At 60.4% G+C, this 19,587-nt stretch carries 15 protein-coding genes; 6 read left to right on the top strand and 9 right to left on the bottom strand.

What is annotated here, in order from left to right:
• Positions 1-29: 29 nt before the first annotated feature.
• On the top strand, positions 30-2,081 hold the full coding sequence (locus SP68_RS01170; RefSeq protein WP_012967095.1) for an AsmA family protein: 2,052 nt from the start codon (positions 30-32) through the stop codon (positions 2,079-2,081).
• A gap of 37 nt (positions 2,082-2,118) precedes the next feature.
• Here the strand turns inward: SP68_RS01170 and SP68_RS01175 are convergent, their stop codons facing one another.
• From SP68_RS01175 to SP68_RS01185, 3 genes are all read right to left on the bottom strand, one after another.
• The gene (locus SP68_RS01175) at positions 2,119-3,441 is read right to left on the bottom strand and encodes an MFS transporter (RefSeq protein ID WP_012967096.1); all 1,323 of its coding nucleotides are present in this window, start codon (positions 3,439-3,441) and stop codon (positions 2,119-2,121) included.
• Between the two features lie 271 nt (positions 3,442-3,712).
• Positions 3,713-4,744 carry an inner membrane protein YhjD gene (gene yhjD / locus SP68_RS01180; RefSeq protein ID WP_012967097.1) on the bottom strand — a complete coding sequence of 344 codons (1,032 nt, stop codon included), beginning with the start codon at positions 4,742-4,744 and terminating at the stop codon, positions 3,713-3,715.
• Between the two features lie 106 nt (positions 4,745-4,850).
• Complete coding sequence (locus SP68_RS01185; RefSeq protein ID WP_016161931.1) at positions 4,851-5,750, bottom strand: LysR family transcriptional regulator; 900 nt, start codon at positions 5,748-5,750, stop codon at positions 4,851-4,853.
• Between the two features lie 119 nt (positions 5,751-5,869).
• Between SP68_RS01185 and SP68_RS01190 the strand changes: the two genes are divergently transcribed.
• Positions 5,870-6,628, top strand: coding sequence for an SDR family NAD(P)-dependent oxidoreductase (locus SP68_RS01190; protein WP_012967099.1), 759 nt, complete (start codon positions 5,870-5,872; stop codon positions 6,626-6,628).
• Positions 6,629-6,652: 24 nt separating this feature from the next.
• On the opposite strand, the gene SP68_RS01195 is transcribed toward SP68_RS01190, so the two are convergent.
• From SP68_RS01195 to SP68_RS01205, 3 genes are all read right to left on the bottom strand, one after another.
• Positions 6,653-7,186, bottom strand: coding sequence for a GNAT family N-acetyltransferase (locus tag SP68_RS01195; protein ID WP_008806928.1), 534 nt, complete (start codon positions 7,184-7,186; stop codon positions 6,653-6,655).
• Positions 7,187-7,252: 66 nt separating this feature from the next.
• Positions 7,253-8,905, bottom strand: a complete 1,653-nt coding sequence (locus SP68_RS01200; protein WP_008806929.1) for an alpha,alpha-trehalase — start codon at positions 8,903-8,905, stop codon at positions 7,253-7,255.
• A gap of 239 nt (positions 8,906-9,144) precedes the next feature.
• Entirely contained in the window at positions 9,145-10,293 is a 1,149-nt protein-coding gene (locus SP68_RS01205; RefSeq protein WP_040968933.1) for an iron-containing alcohol dehydrogenase, read from the bottom strand.
• 135 nt (positions 10,294-10,428) lie between these two features.
• Here SP68_RS01205 and SP68_RS01210 point away from each other — a divergent pair, with 135 nt between their 5' ends.
• On the top strand, positions 10,429-11,052 hold the full coding sequence (locus SP68_RS01210) for a glutathione S-transferase family protein (RefSeq protein ID WP_012540364.1): 624 nt from the start codon (positions 10,429-10,431) through the stop codon (positions 11,050-11,052).
• A 53-nt stretch (positions 11,053-11,105) separates the two neighbouring features.
• Here SP68_RS01210 and gorA read toward each other — a convergent pair whose 3' ends face one another.
• Together gorA and SP68_RS01220 are read right to left on the bottom strand one after the other, a co-directional pair.
• Positions 11,106-12,458, bottom strand: a complete 1,353-nt coding sequence (gorA, locus tag SP68_RS01215) for a glutathione-disulfide reductase (RefSeq protein WP_012967102.1) — start codon at positions 12,456-12,458, stop codon at positions 11,106-11,108.
• A gap of 72 nt (positions 12,459-12,530) precedes the next feature.
• Positions 12,531-13,373 carry a 23S rRNA (adenine(2030)-N(6))-methyltransferase RlmJ gene (locus SP68_RS01220; RefSeq protein ID WP_008806933.1) on the bottom strand — a complete coding sequence of 281 codons (843 nt, stop codon included), beginning with the start codon at positions 13,371-13,373 and terminating at the stop codon, positions 12,531-12,533.
• A gap of 193 nt (positions 13,374-13,566) precedes the next feature.
• Here SP68_RS01220 and SP68_RS01225 point away from each other — a divergent pair, with 193 nt between their 5' ends.
• From SP68_RS01225 to rsmJ, 3 genes are all read left to right on the top strand, one after another.
• Entirely contained in the window at positions 13,567-14,838 is a 1,272-nt protein-coding gene (locus tag SP68_RS01225) for an acid phosphatase (protein ID WP_022066427.1), read from the top strand.
• A 182-nt stretch (positions 14,839-15,020) separates the two neighbouring features.
• Complete coding sequence (gene prlC, locus SP68_RS01230) at positions 15,021-17,063, top strand: oligopeptidase A (protein WP_008806935.1); 2,043 nt, start codon at positions 15,021-15,023, stop codon at positions 17,061-17,063.
• A 7-nt stretch (positions 17,064-17,070) separates the two neighbouring features.
• Complete coding sequence (rsmJ, locus tag SP68_RS01235) at positions 17,071-17,823, top strand: 16S rRNA (guanine(1516)-N(2))-methyltransferase RsmJ (RefSeq protein ID WP_012540366.1); 753 nt, start codon at positions 17,071-17,073, stop codon at positions 17,821-17,823.
• Between the two features lie 145 nt (positions 17,824-17,968).
• Here rsmJ and dtpB read toward each other — a convergent pair whose 3' ends face one another.
• Positions 17,969-19,441, bottom strand: a complete 1,473-nt coding sequence (dtpB, locus tag SP68_RS01240) for a dipeptide/tripeptide permease DtpB (protein ID WP_008806937.1) — start codon at positions 19,439-19,441, stop codon at positions 17,969-17,971.
• Positions 19,442-19,587 lie beyond the last annotated feature (146 nt).

A 19,587-nucleotide genomic window follows, 5' to 3' on the forward strand; every position in this document is an offset into this window, starting at 1 on the left:
TGACGTGATGCAAAAGGAGCGGAGTAGGGATGAGCAGAACCCGTAAAACGTTGGTTATCATCACAGGAACGATACTGTTGCTGATCGTTCTCTTCTTTATCGTGCTGGCCACCTTTGACTGGAACCGGCTGAAGCCGACGATCAATCAGAAAGTGTCCGCCGAACTTAACCGACCGTTCGCCATCCGCGGCGATCTCGGCGTGGTCTGGGAGCGGCAGCCGGACGAGCGCGGCTGGCGCAGCTGGATCCCGTGGCCCCATGTGCACGCGGAAGATATCGTGCTGGGCAACCCGCCGGCCATCCCCCAGGTGACTATGATCCACCTGCCGCGGGTGGAGGCGACCCTCGCCCCGCTGGCGCTGCTGAGCAAAACGGTGTACCTGCCGTGGATCAAGCTGGAACAGCCCGACGTGCGGCTGATCCGCCTGGCGGAAGACAATAATAACTGGACCTTTCAGCTGGCTGGCGATCAGCGTACGTCGGGCGACAGCGCGCCCTCCAGCTGGTCCTTTCGCCTCGATAATATTCTCTTTGACCGCGGGACTATCGCCATCGATGACAAGATCACCCGCAGCGATATCACCATCCTTGTCGATCCCCTCGGCAAACCGCTGCCGTTCAGCGAAGTGACCGGCACGAAGGATCAGCATAGCGCGGCGAAAGTGGGTGACTATGTCTTTGGCCTGTCGCTGAAGGGCCGCTACAAGGACCAGCCGGTCACCGGCAACGGTAAAATCGGCGGCATGCTGGCCCTGCGCAGCGCAAGCACCCCTTTCCCGCTGCAGGGCGACTTCCACTCCGGCAACACCCGGGTGGCATTCAGCGGCACGGTCAGCGACCCGCTCAACGTCGGCGGTATTGACCTGCGGCTGAAATTCGCCGGCGACTCGCTGCGCGATCTCTACGACCTGACCGGTGTGCTGCTGCCGGAGACGCCATCGTTCTCTACCGATGGCCGCCTGCGCGCCGACTTTAAGCAGAAAAACCGCATGCGTTTTGACTACCAGGATTTTAATGGTCGGATCGGCGATAGCGACATTCATGGCTCCCTCACCTATACCACCGGCAAACCGCGGCCGAAACTCAGCGGCGATATGGAGTCGAAGCAGCTGCGGCTGGCGGATCTCGGGCCGTTAATCGGCGTCGATTCCGGCAAAGGGACGAAGAAAGGCGCTGCGCGCCAGGCGGGCGACCGACCGCAGCCGGCGGGTAAAGTGCTGCCGGCAGACCGTTTTGAAACCGATAAATGGCAGGTGATGGATGCCGATGTACGCTTTAAGGGCCGGAGAATTGAGCACGGCGGCACCCTGCCGATCAGCGATCTGTCGACCCATGTGATCCTGGAAGATGGCGACCTGCGCCTGCAGCCGGTGCGCTTTGGCCTGGCCAACGGGTCGATTGCCGGCAGCGTACACTTGCAGGGCGATAAAAAGCCGCTGCAGGGTGAGGCCAATCTGCAGGCGCGACGCCTGAAGCTGAAGGCGCTGATGCCGAACGTCGAGATGATGCAGAAAACCCTTGGCGAGATGAATGGCGATGTTCAGCTGCGCGGCAGCGGCAACTCGGTGGCGGCCCTGCTCGGCAACAGTAATGGCAACCTGAAACTGCTGATGAACGACGGCCTGATCAGTCGTAACCTGATGGAAATTCTCGGTCTTAACGTCGGCAACTACCTGATCGGCCAGATTTTTGGTGATGAGGAAGTTCGGGTGAACTGTGCGGCGGCCAATATCGACGTGACCAACGGCGTCGCCCGGCCGCAGATTTTTGCCTTCGATACGGAAAACGCGCTGATCAATGTGACCGGAACCGCCAGCTTCGCCTCCGAGCAGCTGGACCTGACCATCGATCCGGAAAGCAAAGGCTTCCGGGTGATCACCCTGCGTTCACCGCTGTATGTTCGGGGCACCTTTAAATCGCCGCAGGCGGGGGTGAAGGCCGGGCCGCTGATTGTCCGCGGTGCGGTAGCGGCGGCGCTGGCGACCCTGGTGACGCCGGCTGCCGCGCTGCTGGCGCTGGTCTCCCCGGCGGAGGGCGATAGCAACCAGTGTCGGACCATTTTGTCACAGATGAAAAAGTAGGGGAGAGCCCTGACGCCAGCGGCGTCAGGACGAAGGATCACAACGACTGGTGGCGGGTCTCGTGGGTCAGCAGCAGGGCGATCAGCGTCAGCGCCGCCATCGCCGCCAGATAGGTGCCGACCGCCGCCAGGCCATAGTTGCCCTGCAGCCAGGCGGCAATATACGGCGCGACCGAGGCGCCGAGGATCGACGACACGTTATAGGAGAACGACGCGCCGGTGTAGCGCACCTCCGTCGGGAACAGCTCCGGGAGCAGCGCGCCCATCGGGCCAAAAGTCAGTCCCATCAGGCTTAAACCCAGCAGCAGGAAGGCGAAGACCAGCAGCGGGTTACCGGAGCCCAGCAGCGGTTTAAAAGCGAACAGGGCGAACAAAATAATCATCGTGGTGATGACAATCATGCTCTTGCGACGGCCAAAGGCGTCCGCCAGCAGGCCGGCGACAGGCACCATCACGCCGAAGCCAATCACCGCCATCATCAGCATCCACAGCACTTCGTTACGCGGCAGGCCCAGGCCATTCGGCGCGGCGCCGGTGCTGAAGGTCATCGAGTAGACGGTCATGATGTAGAACAGGGTATAGGTTGCCAGCATGATGAAGGTGCCCAGCACCGTCACGCGGACGTGTTTGGTCAACAGGGTACCCAGCGGGATTTTGACCTGTTTTTTCGCCGCTGCCACTTTGGCGAAGACCGGCGTTTCGTGCAGCGAGACGCGCACGTACAGACCGATGATCACCAGCACCGCGGAGAAGATAAACGGCACGCGCCAGCCCCACTCCATAAACTGCTGATCGGTTAACAGCCAGGAGAGCAGCAGGAAGGTGCCGTTGGCGAAGAAGAAGCCGATCGGCGCGCCCAGCTGCGGGAAGGAGCCGTACAGGGCGCGCTTGCGCGCCGGGGCGTTTTCCGTTGCCAGCAGCGCTGCGCCGCCCCATTCCCCTCCGAGGCCAAGCCCCTGACCGAAGCGCGCCAGCGCCAGCAGCATCGGCGCGACAATGCCAATGCTTTCATAGCCGGGCAGCAGGCCGATCACCACGGTGGAGATCCCCATGGTTAACAGCGAGGCCACGAGAGTGACCTTGCGGCCGACGCGATCGCCAAAGTGACCAAACAGCGCGGAGCCGATCGGCCGGGCGACGAAGGCGATGGCGAAGGTGGCCAGCGACTGCAGGGTGGCCGCGGCGGCATCGCCCTGCGGGAAAAAGATATGCGGGAAGACGATGACCGCGGCAGTGGCATAGATGTAGAAGTCGAAAAACTCAATGGCGGTGCCAATGAGCGAGGCGACAACGACTTTGTTGCGTGAATTGACCGGGGCGGTTTCCTGCGAGTTTTCGAGTGTGGTGGCTGTGGCTTGCATAGATCTTTCTTATTTTTGCGCGAACGAAAAGCCATATAGCCACAGCCACAGGGACATTTCAATCTGTAACAAACGTGGAAAGTGGGCAAAAAACAGGCAAAAAGCGGATAATTTTTACACCAGTAAAAATGGTTCTATGAAATGCTTCACACAATTAAAAAGATAGAGGATAAAACCAGTTTTTGGTTAAATAAAAGTTAATGGGTGGATTTATCTACTGAAATAAAGCGCGAGGATGAATTTTGCCTCTTCAATTCATCCTCGCAATGCGTTAACGGTGGGTTTTGCCAGGCATCCGCCGGTCGTCTTTATACTCCGCGGTGGCGATCCATGCGGCGCAGAATAGCGTCAGGCGGGCAAAGAAATAGAAAAAGGCCATCAGCCCCAGCACCGATCCGAACGCCGCCCCGGAGGGGGATTTCACCAGCGCCGGCAGCGTCCAGGTCATGACGATTTTGATGATTTCAAAGCCAATCGCCGCGATAAGCGTGCCGCGAAACAGGGCTTTGCGCCGCGGACGATGGCGCGGCAGCCGCCAGAAGATCCAGAAAAAGAGCAGATAGTTGGCAAAAATCGAGATGGCGAGGCCGATCAGCCGCCAGGCGGGCTTCAGCCATTCAATGTTGTCGAGATACAGCGCGGAGATAATCAACTGCTGGGCGGAACCCGCGACAGAAGTGATGGACAGCGTAATAATCAGCGCCACCAGCAGACCGATCAGCGAGATAAGATCGCGGAAGTATTTTATCCAGATTTTCTCTTCGTCCTGCGGCCGGCGCTCCCAGACGTCGCGCGACTGGGCGCGGATCGCTTCACGCAGATTGCCCATCCAGTTAATACCGGAATAGAGGGCGACCAGCAGGCCGACCAGACCGACGGCGGTACGCTGCTGCACCGCGGTGTTGATGGTGTTTTTCAAGGTCGCCGCCAGCGTTGGGTCGCTGACGTTTTGCAGAATTTTGTCGAAAATGTCCTGCAGCAGGGTCGGGTGCCAGGCCAGCACGAAGCCGGCGGCGGCAAAGGAGACCATCAGGATCGGGATCATCGACAGGAACGAGAAGTAGGTGATGGCCGCGCCGAACTGATTGCCCAGTCGGTCATTGAAACGTTCTGCGGCGCGTATCAGATGGGCGATCACCGGGTTGCGCTGCACTTTGGCCGCCGTTCCGGTGACGGTCTTCAGCGCCTGGCTGGCTTTTTGCCCGACGGCCGTGTCATTGAGAGCGTCGAGGGGGCTTTTGTTTTTCTCCGGCTGCGTGTCCGGTTCCTGTGGTGGGCGTCGATCGTCGTTTTCCGGCGTCATACGTGATTTCTTCCTTTTTTACCGCGAGATTCAGCAAAAAGTATACCTTAAATGGCGTATCCTGCAGGAACGCCTCTGCCTGCCCCCCGTTCTCCACTCGTGTGGATCAATCGACATACGCTTTCATCAGCCCGCCCAGCCATTCCATAAACAGATGTACGCGACGGGAGAGATTGCGCCGATGGGGGTAGATAAGCGAGACCGGCAGCGGCTCGGCGCGGTACTGGGGCAGGATCTCCGTCAGGTCGCCGGCGCGTAACGCCTCGCGCACGCCGGTGCGTGGCACCTGAATGATCCCCAGCCCGGCGATACAGGCTGCCTGATAGGTTTCCGTGCTGTTGACTGTCAATATGCCGCCGGTTTTTATCCAGCGCACCGCGCCATCGATCACCACCTCAAAGCCGGGGGGACGGACCCCGAGGGTGCTGGCGTAGTGGATCAGGGCATGATCCGCCAGATCCTCAAGGGATTGCGGATAGCCAAATCGCGCAAGGTAGTCCGGGCTGGCGCAGTTAATTTGCGTCAGCTTGCCCAGTGGGCGGGCGATAAGCCCTGAGTCTTTGAGCGCGCCGACGCGTACCACGCAGTCAAACCCCTCGCGGATCACGTCCACCAGCCGATCGCTGCTGCTCAGCTCCAGTTCGATGCCCGGATACTGCTGTAAAAAAGTCGGCAGATGAGGGATCACCAGTTTTTTAGCAAAACCGACCGGCATATCCACCCGCAGCCGGCCGCTGATGCTCGCCGGATCGTGCTGGAACATGCCGTCCAGTTCATCGAGGTTGCTCAGCAGATCCTTTGCCCGTTCATAGTAGACCATCCCATCCTGGGTGAGCTGAACCCGGCGGGTAGTGCGGTGCAGGAGCCGCACGCCAAGATGGCTTTCCAGGGCCTGAATCTGCCGCGAGACGCTGCCTTTCGGCAGCGCCAGGGTCTCGGCGGCGCGGGAAAAACTCTCCAGATCCGCTACGCGAATGAATAACTGCATTGCATGAATTTTATCCATGCCGATCGCCTATTGTTGTTATGAATGAAACAGTAAAACGTAATGTAGCGTATTTATTGTTTCACTGGCAGTTAATAAGCTAGAACACAATCACAACGCAACCTGAAAGGGGTCTTCTGATGACACAACGTATCGCTTTAGTGACCGGCGGCAGCCGCGGTCTGGGTAAAAACGCCGCGTTGAAGCTGGCGGCGAAGGGAACCGATATTCTTCTGACTTACCACAGCAACCGCCAGGCGGCCCTCGACGTGGTAGCAGAAATCGAGCAAAAAGGGGTCAAAGCGGCAGCATTAGCGCTGAACGTCGGGGATATCTCAAGTTTTGACGCTTTCGCCAGCGAGGTGGCACAGGTGCTGGCGCAGAAGTGGGGGCGAACCACCTTTGATTATTTACTGAACAACGCCGGGATCGGCCTTAACGTCCCCTTCGCCGAGACCAGCGAAGCGCAGTTTGACGAGCTGATGAACATCCAGTTCAAAGGGCCATTTTTCCTGACCCAGCGGCTGCTGCCCCTCCTGCAGGACGGGGGACGGATCCTCAACGTTTCCAGCGGCCTGGCGCGCTTTGCCCTGCCGGGCTATGCGGCCTACGCCGCGATGAAGGGGGCGATGGAGGTCCTGACCCGCTATCAGGCGAAAGAGCTGGGCGGGCGCGGTATTTCGGTGAATATCATTGCGCCGGGAGCCATCGAGACCGACTTTGGCGGCGGCGTGGTGCGCGATAACGCCGAGGTGAATCGGCATATCGCCGCCCAGACCGCGCTGGGGCGCGTCGGGCTGCCGGATGATATCGGCGACGCCATCGCCGCCCTGCTCAGCGATGAGCTGGCGTGGATGAACGCGCAGCGCGTGGAAGTCTCGGGCGGGATGTTCCTCTGAGCCAGACTGACGCCGGGCGGTGCGCTACGGCGCATCGCCCTCCCCACGCAGCCGACCGAACAGCCAGTCATTGTGCCAGCGGCCGTTCAGCCAGTAGTTCTCCCGCAACTCCCCCTCCAGCCGGAAGCCGGCTTTGAGCAACAACTGCTTAGACGCCTCGTTGCCGGCGGTGACGCTGGCGGTCAGGCGGCGGACGCCGCCGGTGGTAAAGGCGTAGTCGCACAGCGCGCGCAGCGATTCGTAGCCGTAGCCCCGGCCCTGCGCCGCCGGAGCGAAGAGAAAGCCGACCTCGGCAATGTCGCGCTGATGATGCTGGTAACCGGTCAGGCCGAGCGGGGTATGGGTGAGCCTGTCGCGCACCACCAGGCACAGCCAGTGTTCATCCCCCGGCGCCCACGGCGGCAGCCGCGAATCGAACGCCTCGCGGATGGCCGCCTGCGGCCGGGGGTCGGCGACGTAGAGCATGACCTGCGGATCCTGCTGCAGGGAAAGAAAAAACGACCAGTCGTCCAGCTGCAGCGGTGAGCAGCGCAGGCGCGGCGTCAGGAGTTCAGGCATAAGCGTCATTCCAGGCAGGGCGAATCCTCTGAACATAGCAGGAGAAAGCCGCCGGGAACAGCCCGACTAGGTTGGCTCACCGTACAGGCCAATCAGTCGGCGCACCACGCCGTTGGTCCAGCCAAAGCCATCCTGCAGGGGATACTCCCCGCCGCCACCCTCATGCGGGACGCCGGTGGCAATATGGTATTTCTCAATCAGCTTGTGATGCTGCTTGTAAAAGTGATTGACCGTCTGCAGCCAGCTCCAGGCAATCTCATCCCCCAGCGGATCCTGGCCGTAACGTTTAAATCCCTGGATCGCCATCCACTGCAGCGGCGCCCAGCCGTTAGGTTTATCCCACTGCTCACCGCTTTCATATTCGGTGGCCATGATCCCCCCGGGGGTGAGCAGGCGGGCCCGCACCGCATCGGCAAGGCGTTCTGCCTGCTCGTGAGTCGCCAGGCCGACGTAAAGGGTGACGATGCTGGCCGCGGAAAACAGCGCCAGCTGTTCACGGCGCCAGTCATAATCGCGGAAACAGCCGTTCTCATCATCCCACAGATAGCGGTTGACCGCCGCCCGCCGATCCTGAGCCTTCTGGCGGAAGGCCGCCTCTGTCTCGCGATCGCCCTTCAGGCCGGAGAGATTGGCGATGGTCGTCTCCAGCTTGAACAGGAAGGCGTTCAGGTCGATAGGGATAAACTGCGTCGTGCGGATGCTGGCCAGCCGCGTGATATCCCGCAGCCAGCGGCTGGAGTAGTCCCAGCCGGACGCGGCGCCCGCCCGCAGGTCGCGGTACACTTCATTGGCGGGCCGCCCGGAGTGTCGGGCGGTCTCCACGTCCTCGCGCCAGGACTCATCCCGCGGCGTGTCCCGGTCGTCCCAGTAGCGATTGAGCAGGGAGCCATCCGGCATACGCACCACGTGGCGATACGCCTGGTGCGGGATCAACGACTCGGCGCCGTCCATCCAGAAGGCGTGCTCCATCTTCAGATGGTCCAGATAGCGCTTCGCGCCGCGCACGCCATCCTCTTCAAAGAGTTCGACCATCAGGGCAAACACCGGCGGCTGCGATCGGCTGAGGTAGTAGGTGCGGTTGCCGTTCGGAATGTGACCGTAGGTTTCAATCAGCCAGGCAAAGTTATCGGCCATGCATTTCAGCAGATCTTCCCGGCCGCTCTCCGCCAGCCCCAGCATGGTGAAATAAGAGTCCCAGTAATAGGTTTCGCTAAAGCGACCGCCAGGCACAATATAGGCCTGCGGCAGCGCCAGTAGCGACGACCAGGGGATATGATCCTGAGGCTCGCGGGTCAGCACCGGCCACAGCTTATCGATGTGCTCTTTCAGCGTCAGGCTGGGGTCCGAGGTGTAGACGTCGGTCTGGTTCTCCGGCAGCCAGAAGTTGTCTTCAACGAACTGTCGCAGGTCGAAGTCGGGCTGACGTTTGACCTTGCGGTAGTTGCGCAGGATGTCCAGCGGATCGTGTTTCGGCGCGCAGTCGGGGAAGGTTTTGCTGTCGGCAAAGATGCGTGATTTCTGCACGTTGGTAAACAGCTCAAGATAGCGATCCGCCGGGGTAAGGGCATCGGACGCCGGAAGCCCCTCGATCACCTCAGGCTCCGGTTCAGCGTCTATCATCTCATCCAGCTTTAATTCGTACGGATCGGCTTCGTAGCAGGGATCGATGTCGATCCTTAACTCGTCGTCTTCAACGTGGCGTAATTTCTGGCTGAACATAGCGATACGGACCTCCGGATAGCGTGAGTTCGGGGCCGGGCATACCCGGCCTTGTCTATTAAGCGTAGACAGTCGCTTCGGTGAGTGTGAAGCAAACTGTGCGTGAGATCACGCTTTTCCGCCGAGAAGAAAAGCTGTCATTTTAAAGTATACTGTTGATAAGTAATTAAAAATTGTACATCCTGGCACAGATGAAATTCGGAGCATTCATTATGCAACAAAATTTTATCCCGGCGCGCTCACTCCCACGCCGCCTCCAGCATCTCCAGCAGCTGTTCGCCGCTCAGGCTGACCGGATTGGCCTTCATTGATGAGGAGGTGCTGGCGGCCAGCGCCGCCGGTTCCAGCGCATCGCGCGCTACGCCGAGGTCGCGCAGGGTGCCAAGGCCAGCGCGATGGCTCCATTCCCGCAGACTGTCCCAGACCCGATCCACAGGGACGTCCAGCCCGTCGGCCAGCCAGCGGCGAACGTCGTTGAAGCGCTGGCGCAGGGCAGGGTCGCTTATCTGCGACTCATTGAGCGCCAGGCCAAACGGCAGCAGGCTGCCGCATAAAGCACCGTGCGAGGCGCGGCTCAGGCCGCCCAGCGGGCCGGCGAGGCCGTGGATCACTCCCAGCCCGGCGTTCGCCAGCGCCAGTCCGCCGCACAGGCTGACCCAGGCCATCTCGTCGCGGCTGGCCGGACACTCTTTTTCCATCAGGATCTTTAGCGCGCGGATGCCCCGCGAGATCGCCTGCTGGCAGAGGGCATCGGTGAAAGGAGTGGCCCGGCTGCAGAGCCAGGGCTCGATCACCTGGGTCAGGGCATCGAGGCCGGAGCTCAGGGTGATGCTCCGCGGCGCGTTGTCGGTCAGCGCCGGGTCGACAATCGCCAGGTCAGGCAGCATTCGGTCGTCGCGCAGGCTCACTTTCCGCTGTTGTTCCGGGACGTTGATCACCGCATTTTTGGTGACTTCCGCGCCCGTCCCGGCGGTGGTCGGGATCGCCACGAACGGCAGCGGACTGGCTTCCAACTGACGACCCGTTCCCACCACCTCCAGATAGTCGACCAGCGGGCCGGCGGCGGGGACCAGCGCCGCAATCGCCTTACCAGCGTCAATCACCGCGCCGCCGCCGAGGCTGACCACTGCCCGGACGCCTTTCTCGCGCGCCAGCTGGACGCCCTGCTCGATGTCGCTGAGCCAGGGTTCGCGGCTTATCGCCAGCGTCGTGACCTCCAGCTGCAGCGCCTCCAGCTGATGGCGCAGAAACGCCGCCCGCTGCGGGCTGGCGCCATGCACCAGCAGAATGGGGCCGCCCTGCTGCGCCAGCCAGGGGGCAGCGCTCAGGGCCTGACCACGGCCAAAACGAATATTTGCGGGCATCAAAACGGTAAAAGGGGTCAACATGTCGGGTTCCTTTTCGGCAAACAGGCTGGAATCAACTATACACATTATCCACTACTCTGCCTTGTTGCTGGCTGGCAAGGCTGACAATAGAGTAGAGTGAAAGATCTCTCTTTTATGGCTGAGGAATCGCTGACAATGCTAACAATTCTGGGCAAACGCTCTTCAATCAATGTACGGAAAGTGTTGTGGACCTGCGAGGAAGCCGGGCTGGCGTACCAGCAGGAGGATTACGGCAGCGGATTTAAGCCTCTGGATACGCCTGAGTTTCAGCGCCTGAATCCTAACAGCCTGGTGCCGGTGCTGCTGGACGGTGACTTCGTGCTCTGGGAGTCGAACAGTATCTGCCGCTATCTGGCGCGGAAAGCGGAGCGCTGGGATCTGCTGCCCGCCGAGCCACAGCCCGCCGCCGAGGTGGAGCACTGGATGGACTGGCAGGCGACCGAGTTTAACACTGCCTGGCGCCATGCCTTTATGGGGCTGGTGCGTAAAGATCCGCGCTTTCAGGATCCGGCGGCGATTAAAGAGAGTATTGCCACCTGGACCCACTGCGTGCGCATTGTCGAAGCGCAACTGCAGCGAACCGGGGCGTGGATAGCCGGCGAGCGCTTCACCCTCGCCGATATCGTGCTGGGGCTGTCGGTGCATCGCTGGAAGATGACCCCTTTTGCCCATCCGGAGATGCCGGCCGTGGAACGCTGGTATATGGCGCTCAACCAGCGCCCGGCGTTTATGCGCCACGGCAATAACGGCGTGGCCTGAACATAAAAAAAGAAGCCCCTGGGGGCTTCTTTTTATCATCCGGCGATCGCGTCTTAGCGCATGGTGACGAACTCTTCTGCCGCCGTCGGGTGAATGGCAACCGTGTTGTCGAAGTCTTTTTTGGTGGCGCCCATCTTCAGCGCCACCGCAAAGCCCTGCAGCATCTCATCCATCCCAAAGCCGATGCCGTGGATCCCGACAATCTTCTCTTCCGGGCCGACGCACACCAGCTTCATGCGGCACGGCTGGCGGTGCGAGGTGACGGCGGTGTACATCGCGGTGAAAGAGGATTTGTAGACCTTCACGGCGTCGTCGCCGTACTGCTCGCGCGCCTGCGGCTCGGTTAAGCCGACGGTACCGATAGGCGGGTGGCTGAAGACCACGGTCGGGATGTTGCTGTAGTCCAGATGCTCTTCCGGCTTGTTGTTAAACAGGCGTTCGGAGAGGCGACGGCCTGCGGCCACGGCCACCGGGGTCAGCTCGACGGCGCCAGTGTTATCGCCCACCGCGTAGATGCCCGGCACGTTGGTGTTCTGGAACTTATCAACGACGATGTAGCCTTTTTCGTTGGTTTTGACGCCAGTAGCCGCCAGGTTGAAGTTATCGGTCGCCGGTTCGCGGCCAATCGCCCAAATCAGGCAATCTACGGTCTGGCTGCGGCCATCTTCCAGCTCCAGCGTCAGGCTGCCGTCGGCATTCTTGACTACCGCTTTCGGGATCGCGTTGGTGTGGAGCTGCGGGCCTTCGGCGTTCATCACTTCCACCAGGGTCTCCACGATCAGCGGATCGAAGCTGCGCAGCGGCGCGTGTTTACGCACGAACAGGTGCGTTTCGGCGCCGAGGCCGTTAATCACCCCCGCCAGCTCAACGGCGATATAGCCCGCGCCGACCACCGCCACGCGCTTCGGCAGCGCCGGCAGTTCAAAGAAACCGTCGGAATCAATACCGTATTCCACACCCGGAATATTCGGGTGGCTCGGCCGGCCGCCGGTGGCGATCAGGATATGGTCAGCGGTGATCGTCTCGCCGTTCACTTCCACGGTATGGGCATCGACAAAGCGCGCGAAGCCTTTGATCACGTCGACGTTGTTCTTACCCAGTACGTTGTCGTAGGAGGTATGGATGCGGTCGATGTAGGCGCTACGGCTGGCGACCAGCTTCTCCCAGTCGAAATGGTTGATGGTGGTATCGAAACCGTAGTCCGGGCCGTAAAGATGAATCGCTTCGCGGATCTGCGCCGCATGCCACATTACTTTTTTCGGCACGCAGCCGACGTTGACGCAGGTGCCGCCCAGTTCTTTGGCTTCAATCAGCGCGCACTTCTGGCCGTACATGGCCGCGCGGTTAATCGAGGCGATACCGCCGCTACCGCCGCCGATGGCGAGGTAATCATAATGTTTGCTCATGCCCATATGTCCTTAATCGTTGATTGCCGCGATTGTAGCGCGAGGCTTAAAAGGTTCCACCGATGGTTGCGATTACTCCGGTACGATCCAACTGACGGTGGCGTGGCCGGTGCCGGCCGGAACCAGCTTGCTGTGCAGCCACGGCAGCACATTGTTCATCTGCTGCTCCAGCTTCCACGGCGGGTTGATGACGATCATCCCGGAGGCGGTCATGCCGCGCTGGTCGCTGTCCGGACGCACCGCCAGCTCGATTTGCAGAATTTTGCGAATGCCGGTGGCTTCTAACTCTTTGATCATGCGTTTGATCTGTGCGCGCAGCACGACCGGATACCACAGGGCGTAGGTGCCGGTGGCGAAGCGTTTGTAGCCTTCGTGGATCCCGGTTACCACCGCCTGATAGTCGGTTTTGATTTCATACGGCGGGTCGATCAGAATCAGACCACGGCGTGATACCGGCGGCAGTTTGGCTTTCAGCTGCTGGTAGCCATCGGCTTTATCGACGCGCGCGCGGCTGTCTTTCTGGAACTCGGCGCGCAGCAGCGGGAAGTCGCTCGGGTGCAGCTCGGTCATCTGCAGGCTGTCCTGCTCGCGCAGCAGCTGGCGGGCGATCAGCGGAGAGCCCGGGTAGTAGCGCAGCTGGCCATTACGGTTGAAGTGTTCGACCACGGAAATATACGGCTCCAGCTCTGCCGGCAGGTCGTCCTGCTGCCAGATGCGGGCGATGCCTTCGAGATACTCGCCGGTACGCTCGGCGTGCTCGCCGCTCAGCTGATAGCGGCCCGCGCCAGCGTGGGTGTCCAGGTAGAGAAACGGTTTTTCTTTCTCTTTCAGCGCTTCGATGATCAGGCTCTGAACGGTGTGTTTGAGGACGTCGGCGTGGTTGCCTGCGTGAAAGCTGTGGCGATAACTGAGCATGGATACAGAGATTCCGGGAAGTAAACAAGTTAACCGATAGTTTACCGCAGATCGGCCGAGATTACCGCTGCGCCGCCGCGCTGTTTCATTTCTGCCAAAAGCGTTGCAAAACATAACGCTGTCATAAAAACGTCAAACGGCCGCGCTAGCGTCGGGTGCAGGCAAGGTAATTATCTGAATAAAAGGAAAAATAATGAAAAGGCAACTCTCACTGCTGGCCGTCGCGCTGCTGCTGGCGCAACCGGTTCTGGCCAAAGACATCCCGCTGGACAGGGCGGCGGCCCTCGCCAATAGCGTGACGCCGGCTGCCTCCAGCCAGGCGTATGACGATCTTGAGCAACAGGGGCTGACGCAGCTACGTCACGCTCTGCAGGGGGATGCCGCCACGCTGACCCGCGATCGGCTGGCGCACACGAAACAAAACAAAACTCAGGCCGATACCGCCTGGCTGAAGGCCAGCGGCTATGACTTCCAGACCCGGGCCAACCAGCAGGCGGGTATTGCGCTGTTGTCGGCGTTCAGCACCCTGCCGGAGACCGTCGTGAAGCAGAATCTGGCGACGGTGACTAGCATCAATCGCGATGCCGTGCAGACGACACGCCGTCAGGCGCTGGCCGATGCGGAAGGGATTAGCTACCTCTACTTCCTCAGCGATGCGCTGGGGCCGCGGCTGGGCAAAGCGTTTCTGACCGCCTATGACCAGGGCGCGCTGGGGAAAGCGGCAGCATTGATCAAAGCCTCGGAAGTCAGCACCGGCGAGGCGAAAAAGCACTTCAACAATCCGCGGCCGTTTCTGGTTCAGGGCAACACCATTCACCTGGTGCCGGACGACGTGGTGGTGAAGGATAACCAGCCCTATACCGCCGACGGCGGCTCGTTCCCCAGCGGCCACACCAACACCGGCTATACTGATGCGCTGCTGCTGGCGGCGATGATCCCGGAGCGCTACGACGCGCTGGTAACCCGCGGCGCCCGCTATGGCTACTCGCGCATCGTGCTGGGCGTCCACTATCCGCTGGACGTGATCGGCTCGCGGATGGTGGCCGAGCGCAACGTGGCCCACTATCTTAACGATCCGCACTACCGGGTATTATTTAACGAAGCCCGCGATCAGCTGCGCGCCGCGCTGGCGAAAGCCTGCGGCACATCGCTTGCTGAGTGCGCGAAGAGCAGCGTGAAAGACGATCCCTGGCGCGATCCGGCGATGCGTGATTTCTCTCGTTTCACCATGACCTACGACCTGCCGCAGCAGAAGGGGCCGCAGCCGCGTCTGCAGGTGCCTGAGGGGGCGGAAGTGCTGCTGGAGGCTGCCCTGCCGCAACTGTCAGCGGCCCAGCGTCGGGCGTTGATGGTCAACACCGCGCTGCCGGCGGGTTACCCCCTTTCCGGCACCACCCCCGAACAACAGTTCTGGCAGCGGTTGAATCTGTCGGCGGCCTGGGAGATGGCGCAAAAAAGGCATTAATGCGGTTTCCGGCACGCTGCACCGCGTGTTGGCCTTTTCCCGCAACGGGCGGACTTATCGCAGCAATACCCAGGATGACGCACCGCCCGTCATTGAAATTCCCCCAACTATCCCCCATTCTAGATCTCATGCATAAGCGCCGGACGCGCGCTTCATTCACCCTTTTCAACAGGACAGCGCATATGACCAATCCATTACTGACGCCTTTTTCCCTGCCGCCTTTTTCTGCGATCAAACCGGAACACGTGGTCCCTGCGGTCACCAAAGCGCTGGATGATTGCCGGGCCGCGGTGGAAAGCGCGGTGGCGCACGGCGCGCCGTATAGCTGGGAAAATCTTTGCCAGCCGCTGGCGGAAGTGGACGATGTGCTGGGACGCATCTTCTCGCCAGTCAGCCATCTGAATTCGGTAAAAAACAGCCCGGAACTGCGCGAAGCTTACGAACAGACCCTGCCGCTGCTCTCCGAGTACAGCACCTGGGTCGGCCAGCATGAAGGCCTGTATAAAGCCTACCGTGACCTGCGCGATGGCGATAACTACGCCACGCTGAATACCGCGCAGAAAAAAGCGGTCGACAACGCGCTGCGCGATTTTGAATTATCCGGTATTGGCCTGCCGCCGGAGGCGCAGAAACGCTACGGTGAAATCGCCGCGCGCCTCTCTGAGCTGGGTAACCAGTACAGCAACAACGTCCTCGACGCCACCATGGGCTGGAACAAGCTGGTGACCGACGTCGCCGATCTGGCCGGTATGCCGGAAAGCGCGCTGGCCGCCGCTCAGGCTCAGGCCCAGGCGAAAGAGCAGGAAGGGTATCTGCTGACCCTGGATATCCCGAGCTACCTGCCGGTGATGACCTACTGCGACAACCAGGCGCTGCGCGAAGAGATGTACCGCGCCTACTCCACGCGTGCCTCCGATCAGGGGCCGAACGCCGGTAAATGGGATAACAGCCCGGTGATGGCGGAGATCCTCGCTCTGCGCCATGAGCTGGCGCAGCTGCTGGGCTTTGACAGCTATGCCTTTAAATCCCTCGCCACCAAAATGGCGGAGGATCCACAGCAGGTGCTCGACTTCCTCACCGACCTGGCAAAACGCGCCCGTCCGCAGGGCGAAAAAGAGCTGGCCCAGCTGCGCGCCTTCGCCAAAGCCGAGTTTGGCGTTGATGAACTGCAGCCGTGGGACATTGCCTACTACAGCGAAAAACAGAAGCAGCACCTCTACAGCATCAGCGATGAGCAGCTCCGCCCCTATTTCCCGGAAAACAAAGCCGTTAACGGCCTGTTCGAAGTGGTTAAGCGCATTTACGGCATTACCGCTAAAGAGCGTACCGATGTCGATGTGTGGCATCCGGAAGTGCGCTTCTTCGAGCTGTATGACGAACACAACGAGCTGCGCGGCAGCTTCTATCTTGACCTGTATGCCCGCGAACATAAACGCGGCGGGGCGTGGATGGACGACTGTGTCGGCCAGATGCGTAAACTGGATGGTTCCCTGCAGAAGCCGGTCGCCTACCTGACCTGTAACTTCAACCGCCCGGTCAACGGCAAACCGGCGCTGTTCACCCACGACGAAGTGATTACCCTGTTCCACGAGTTCGGCCACGGTCTGCACCACATGCTGACCCGCATTGATACCGCCGGCGTTTCCGGCATCAGCGGGGTGCCGTGGGATGCAGTCGAACTGCCGAGCCAGTTTATGGAAAACTGGTGCTGGGAGCCGGAAGCGCTGGCCTTTATCTCCGGGCATTACGAAACCGGTGAACCGCTGCCGCAGGAACTGCTGGAGAAAATGCTGGCGGCGAAAAACTACCAGGCGGCGATGTTTATTCTGCGCCAGCTGGAGTTCGGCCTGTTCGATTTCCGCCTGCATGCGGAATACAAGCCGGAGCAGGGGGCGAAAATTCTTGAGACCCTGGCCGAGATTAAAAAGCAGGTCGCTGTGGTGCCGGGCCCGACCTGGGGCCGTTTCCCGCATGCGTTCAGCCACATCTTCGCCGGCGGCTACGCGGCGGGCTACTACAGCTACCTGTGGGCCGACGTGCTGGCGGCGGACGCCTTCTCACGCTTCGAAGAAGAGGGGATTTTCAACCGCGAAACCGGTCAGTCGTTCCTCGACAATATCCTGAGCCGCGGCGGTTCCGAAGAGCCGATGGTGCTGTTCAAACGCTTCCGCGGCCGTGAGCCGCAGCTGGACGCGATGCTGGAGCACTACGGGATCAAGGGTTAAGTCTGCGGTGAAGATCTGCTTAATTGATGAAACAGGCGCCGGAGACGGCGCCTTATCTGTTTTAGCCGCCCGCTGGGGGCTGGAGCAGGATGAAGATAACCTGATGGCGCTGGTGCTGACGACGGAGCATCTGGAGCTGCGTAAGCGCGATGAGCCCAAACTTGGCGGCATCTTCGTCGACTTTGTCGGCGGGGCGATGGCCCACCGGCGCAAGTTTGGCGGCGGCCGCGGTGAAGCGGTCGCCAAAGCGGTGGGTATTAAAGGTGATTACCTGCCGGATGTCGTCGACGCCACCGCCGGGCTGGGACGCGATGCCTTCGTGCTGGCGTCGGTCGGTTGCCGCGTGCGAATGCTGGAGCGTAATCCGGTGGTCGCCGCGCTGCTCGACGATGGCCTGGCGCGCGGCTATGCCGATGCGGAAATTGGCGGCTGGCTGCAGGAGCGGCTGCAGCTGATCCACGCCTCCAGCCTGACGGCGCTGACCGATATCACCCCGCGTCCGCAGGTGGTGTACCTCGATCCAATGTTCCCGCATAAGCAGAAAAGCGCGCTGGTGAAGAAAGAGATGCGCGTCTTTCAGTCGCTGGTGGGGCCCGATTTAGACGCCGATGGCCTGCTGGCCCCGGCGCGCCAGCTGGCGACCAAACGGGTGGTGGTGAAGCGCCCGGATTATGCGCCGCCGCTGGCGGAGGTCGCCACGCCGAACGCGGTGGTGACCAAAGGGCATCGGTTTGATATTTACGCCGGTACGCCGGAGTAATATTACGCCGTGGTGGTATCTCCCGGATAGCGGCGCAACGCGCCTTATCCGGGCTACCGAATTGTCGCCCGGCTGAGTGTAGCGTAAGCCGGGAACCGCAATATCTGAACAAACGGCGCCAGCGCGGATCGGCCGTCTTAAACGGTTACTCGGCGCTGGCCGGGGTATTAATCATCCGGTTCAGCCACGGCACCATCAGCGCCATCACCACCGTGACGCCCAGCGTCACCAGGCCAATTTTACTGAACACATTGGTATAGACCGGCAAGGTCTGCAGCGGATCGGTGATGTTTTCCGGCACTGCGGTGAAGGTCGCTACGTAGCCGCCCAGAAGGAACGCGGCGGCCTGGGTCAGAAACCACATCCCCAGAATAAAGCCCATCAGATGCTGCGGCACCAGTGCGGCAACCATCGCCAGCCCCAGGGCGCTGATCAGCAGTTCGCCCAGGCTCTGGAACAGATAGACCAGCACAATAAACCACGGCGAGGTTAATCCCTGGGCGTCGGCAAACCACATCCCGGCGGCTGCGGCGGTCAGGAAGCCCAGCGCGCAGAGCAACATCCCGAGGGTAAACTTCACCGGCATGGTCAGGTCTTTCCCTTTGTGACCGAGATGGGTGTAGATCGCCGCCAGCACCGGGCTGGCGACAACCACCCAGAAGGGATTGAGCGCCTGGAAGCTGACCGGGTTGATGGTAAAGCCCAGGATCTCATGATGGACGTTGTTGATGGCGAAGAAGTTTAGCGAGGTCGGCATCTGGGCATACAGAATGTAGAACAACACCGCCTCGATCATCAGGATAAAGGCGACGAACATTTTGTTGCGTCCGGTTTTATCGAGGCGAAACGCTTCGCGGAAAAAGAACGCAATGACCACGATCGACAGGACAATCAGCACCAGGTTGGCGACCATCACGTTATGCATCAGCCAGGCGCAGAGAAAAATCATTACCACCGTCCCGGCCAGCACCAGCGCCAGATTGCGCAGGCTGAGGGGGCGATGATCCGGCTCGGAGCCAATATCTTTCACCATCCCACGGCAGGCGAAGTAGACCAGCAGCGCGATAATCAGCCCCGCGCCGCACAGGTTATAGGTCACGGCATAGCCAAACTTTTCGGCGATCACCGGCGCCAGCGAGAGCGACAGCAGTGAACCGATGTTTATCGACATATAAAACAGGGTAAACGCCCCGTCGAGACGGGCGTCTTTAGGCGGATAGCATTTTGACAACAGGCTCGCCGGGTTGGCTTTAAACAAACCGTTGCCGACGGCGATGGTGCCGAGAGCGATAAAGATCAGCTGCGGTTTCAGCAGCGACATCCCGGTCATAAAGTAGCCGATAGCCAGCACAATGGCGCCGAGCACCAGCGTGCGTTTGGTCCCCAGCAGATGGTCGCCCACGTAGCCGCCGATAGAGATCAGCCCGTAAACCAGCGCCGCGAAGGCGCCGAAGGTGATAAAGGCCTGTTCCTGAGAGAAGCCCAGCTGTTTGACAAAGAAGACCGCCAGGATCCCCTGAACGCCGTAATAGCCAAAACGTTCCCAGAGCTCCACAAAGAAGATCATGAAGAACGGACGAGGTTGCTGCAGCAAGCCCGTAGGTGCAGTTGTATTCATATTCCTTCGCCTTGTTTTACTTTCCCAAAAAGTATGAACGCGTATGCCAGAACGCGCCGAAAATGTCTGATAACTCGCCATGCTGCGGTTATTGGCTTAGTGAATAGATTATTATATAGATGTTTTGGCGAATAACTGGTCGATCA

Origin of the sequence: Klebsiella variicola (assembly GCF_000828055.2) — a bacterium.
In the GTDB taxonomy this organism is placed as follows: Bacteria; Pseudomonadota; Gammaproteobacteria; order Enterobacterales; family Enterobacteriaceae; genus Klebsiella; species Klebsiella variicola.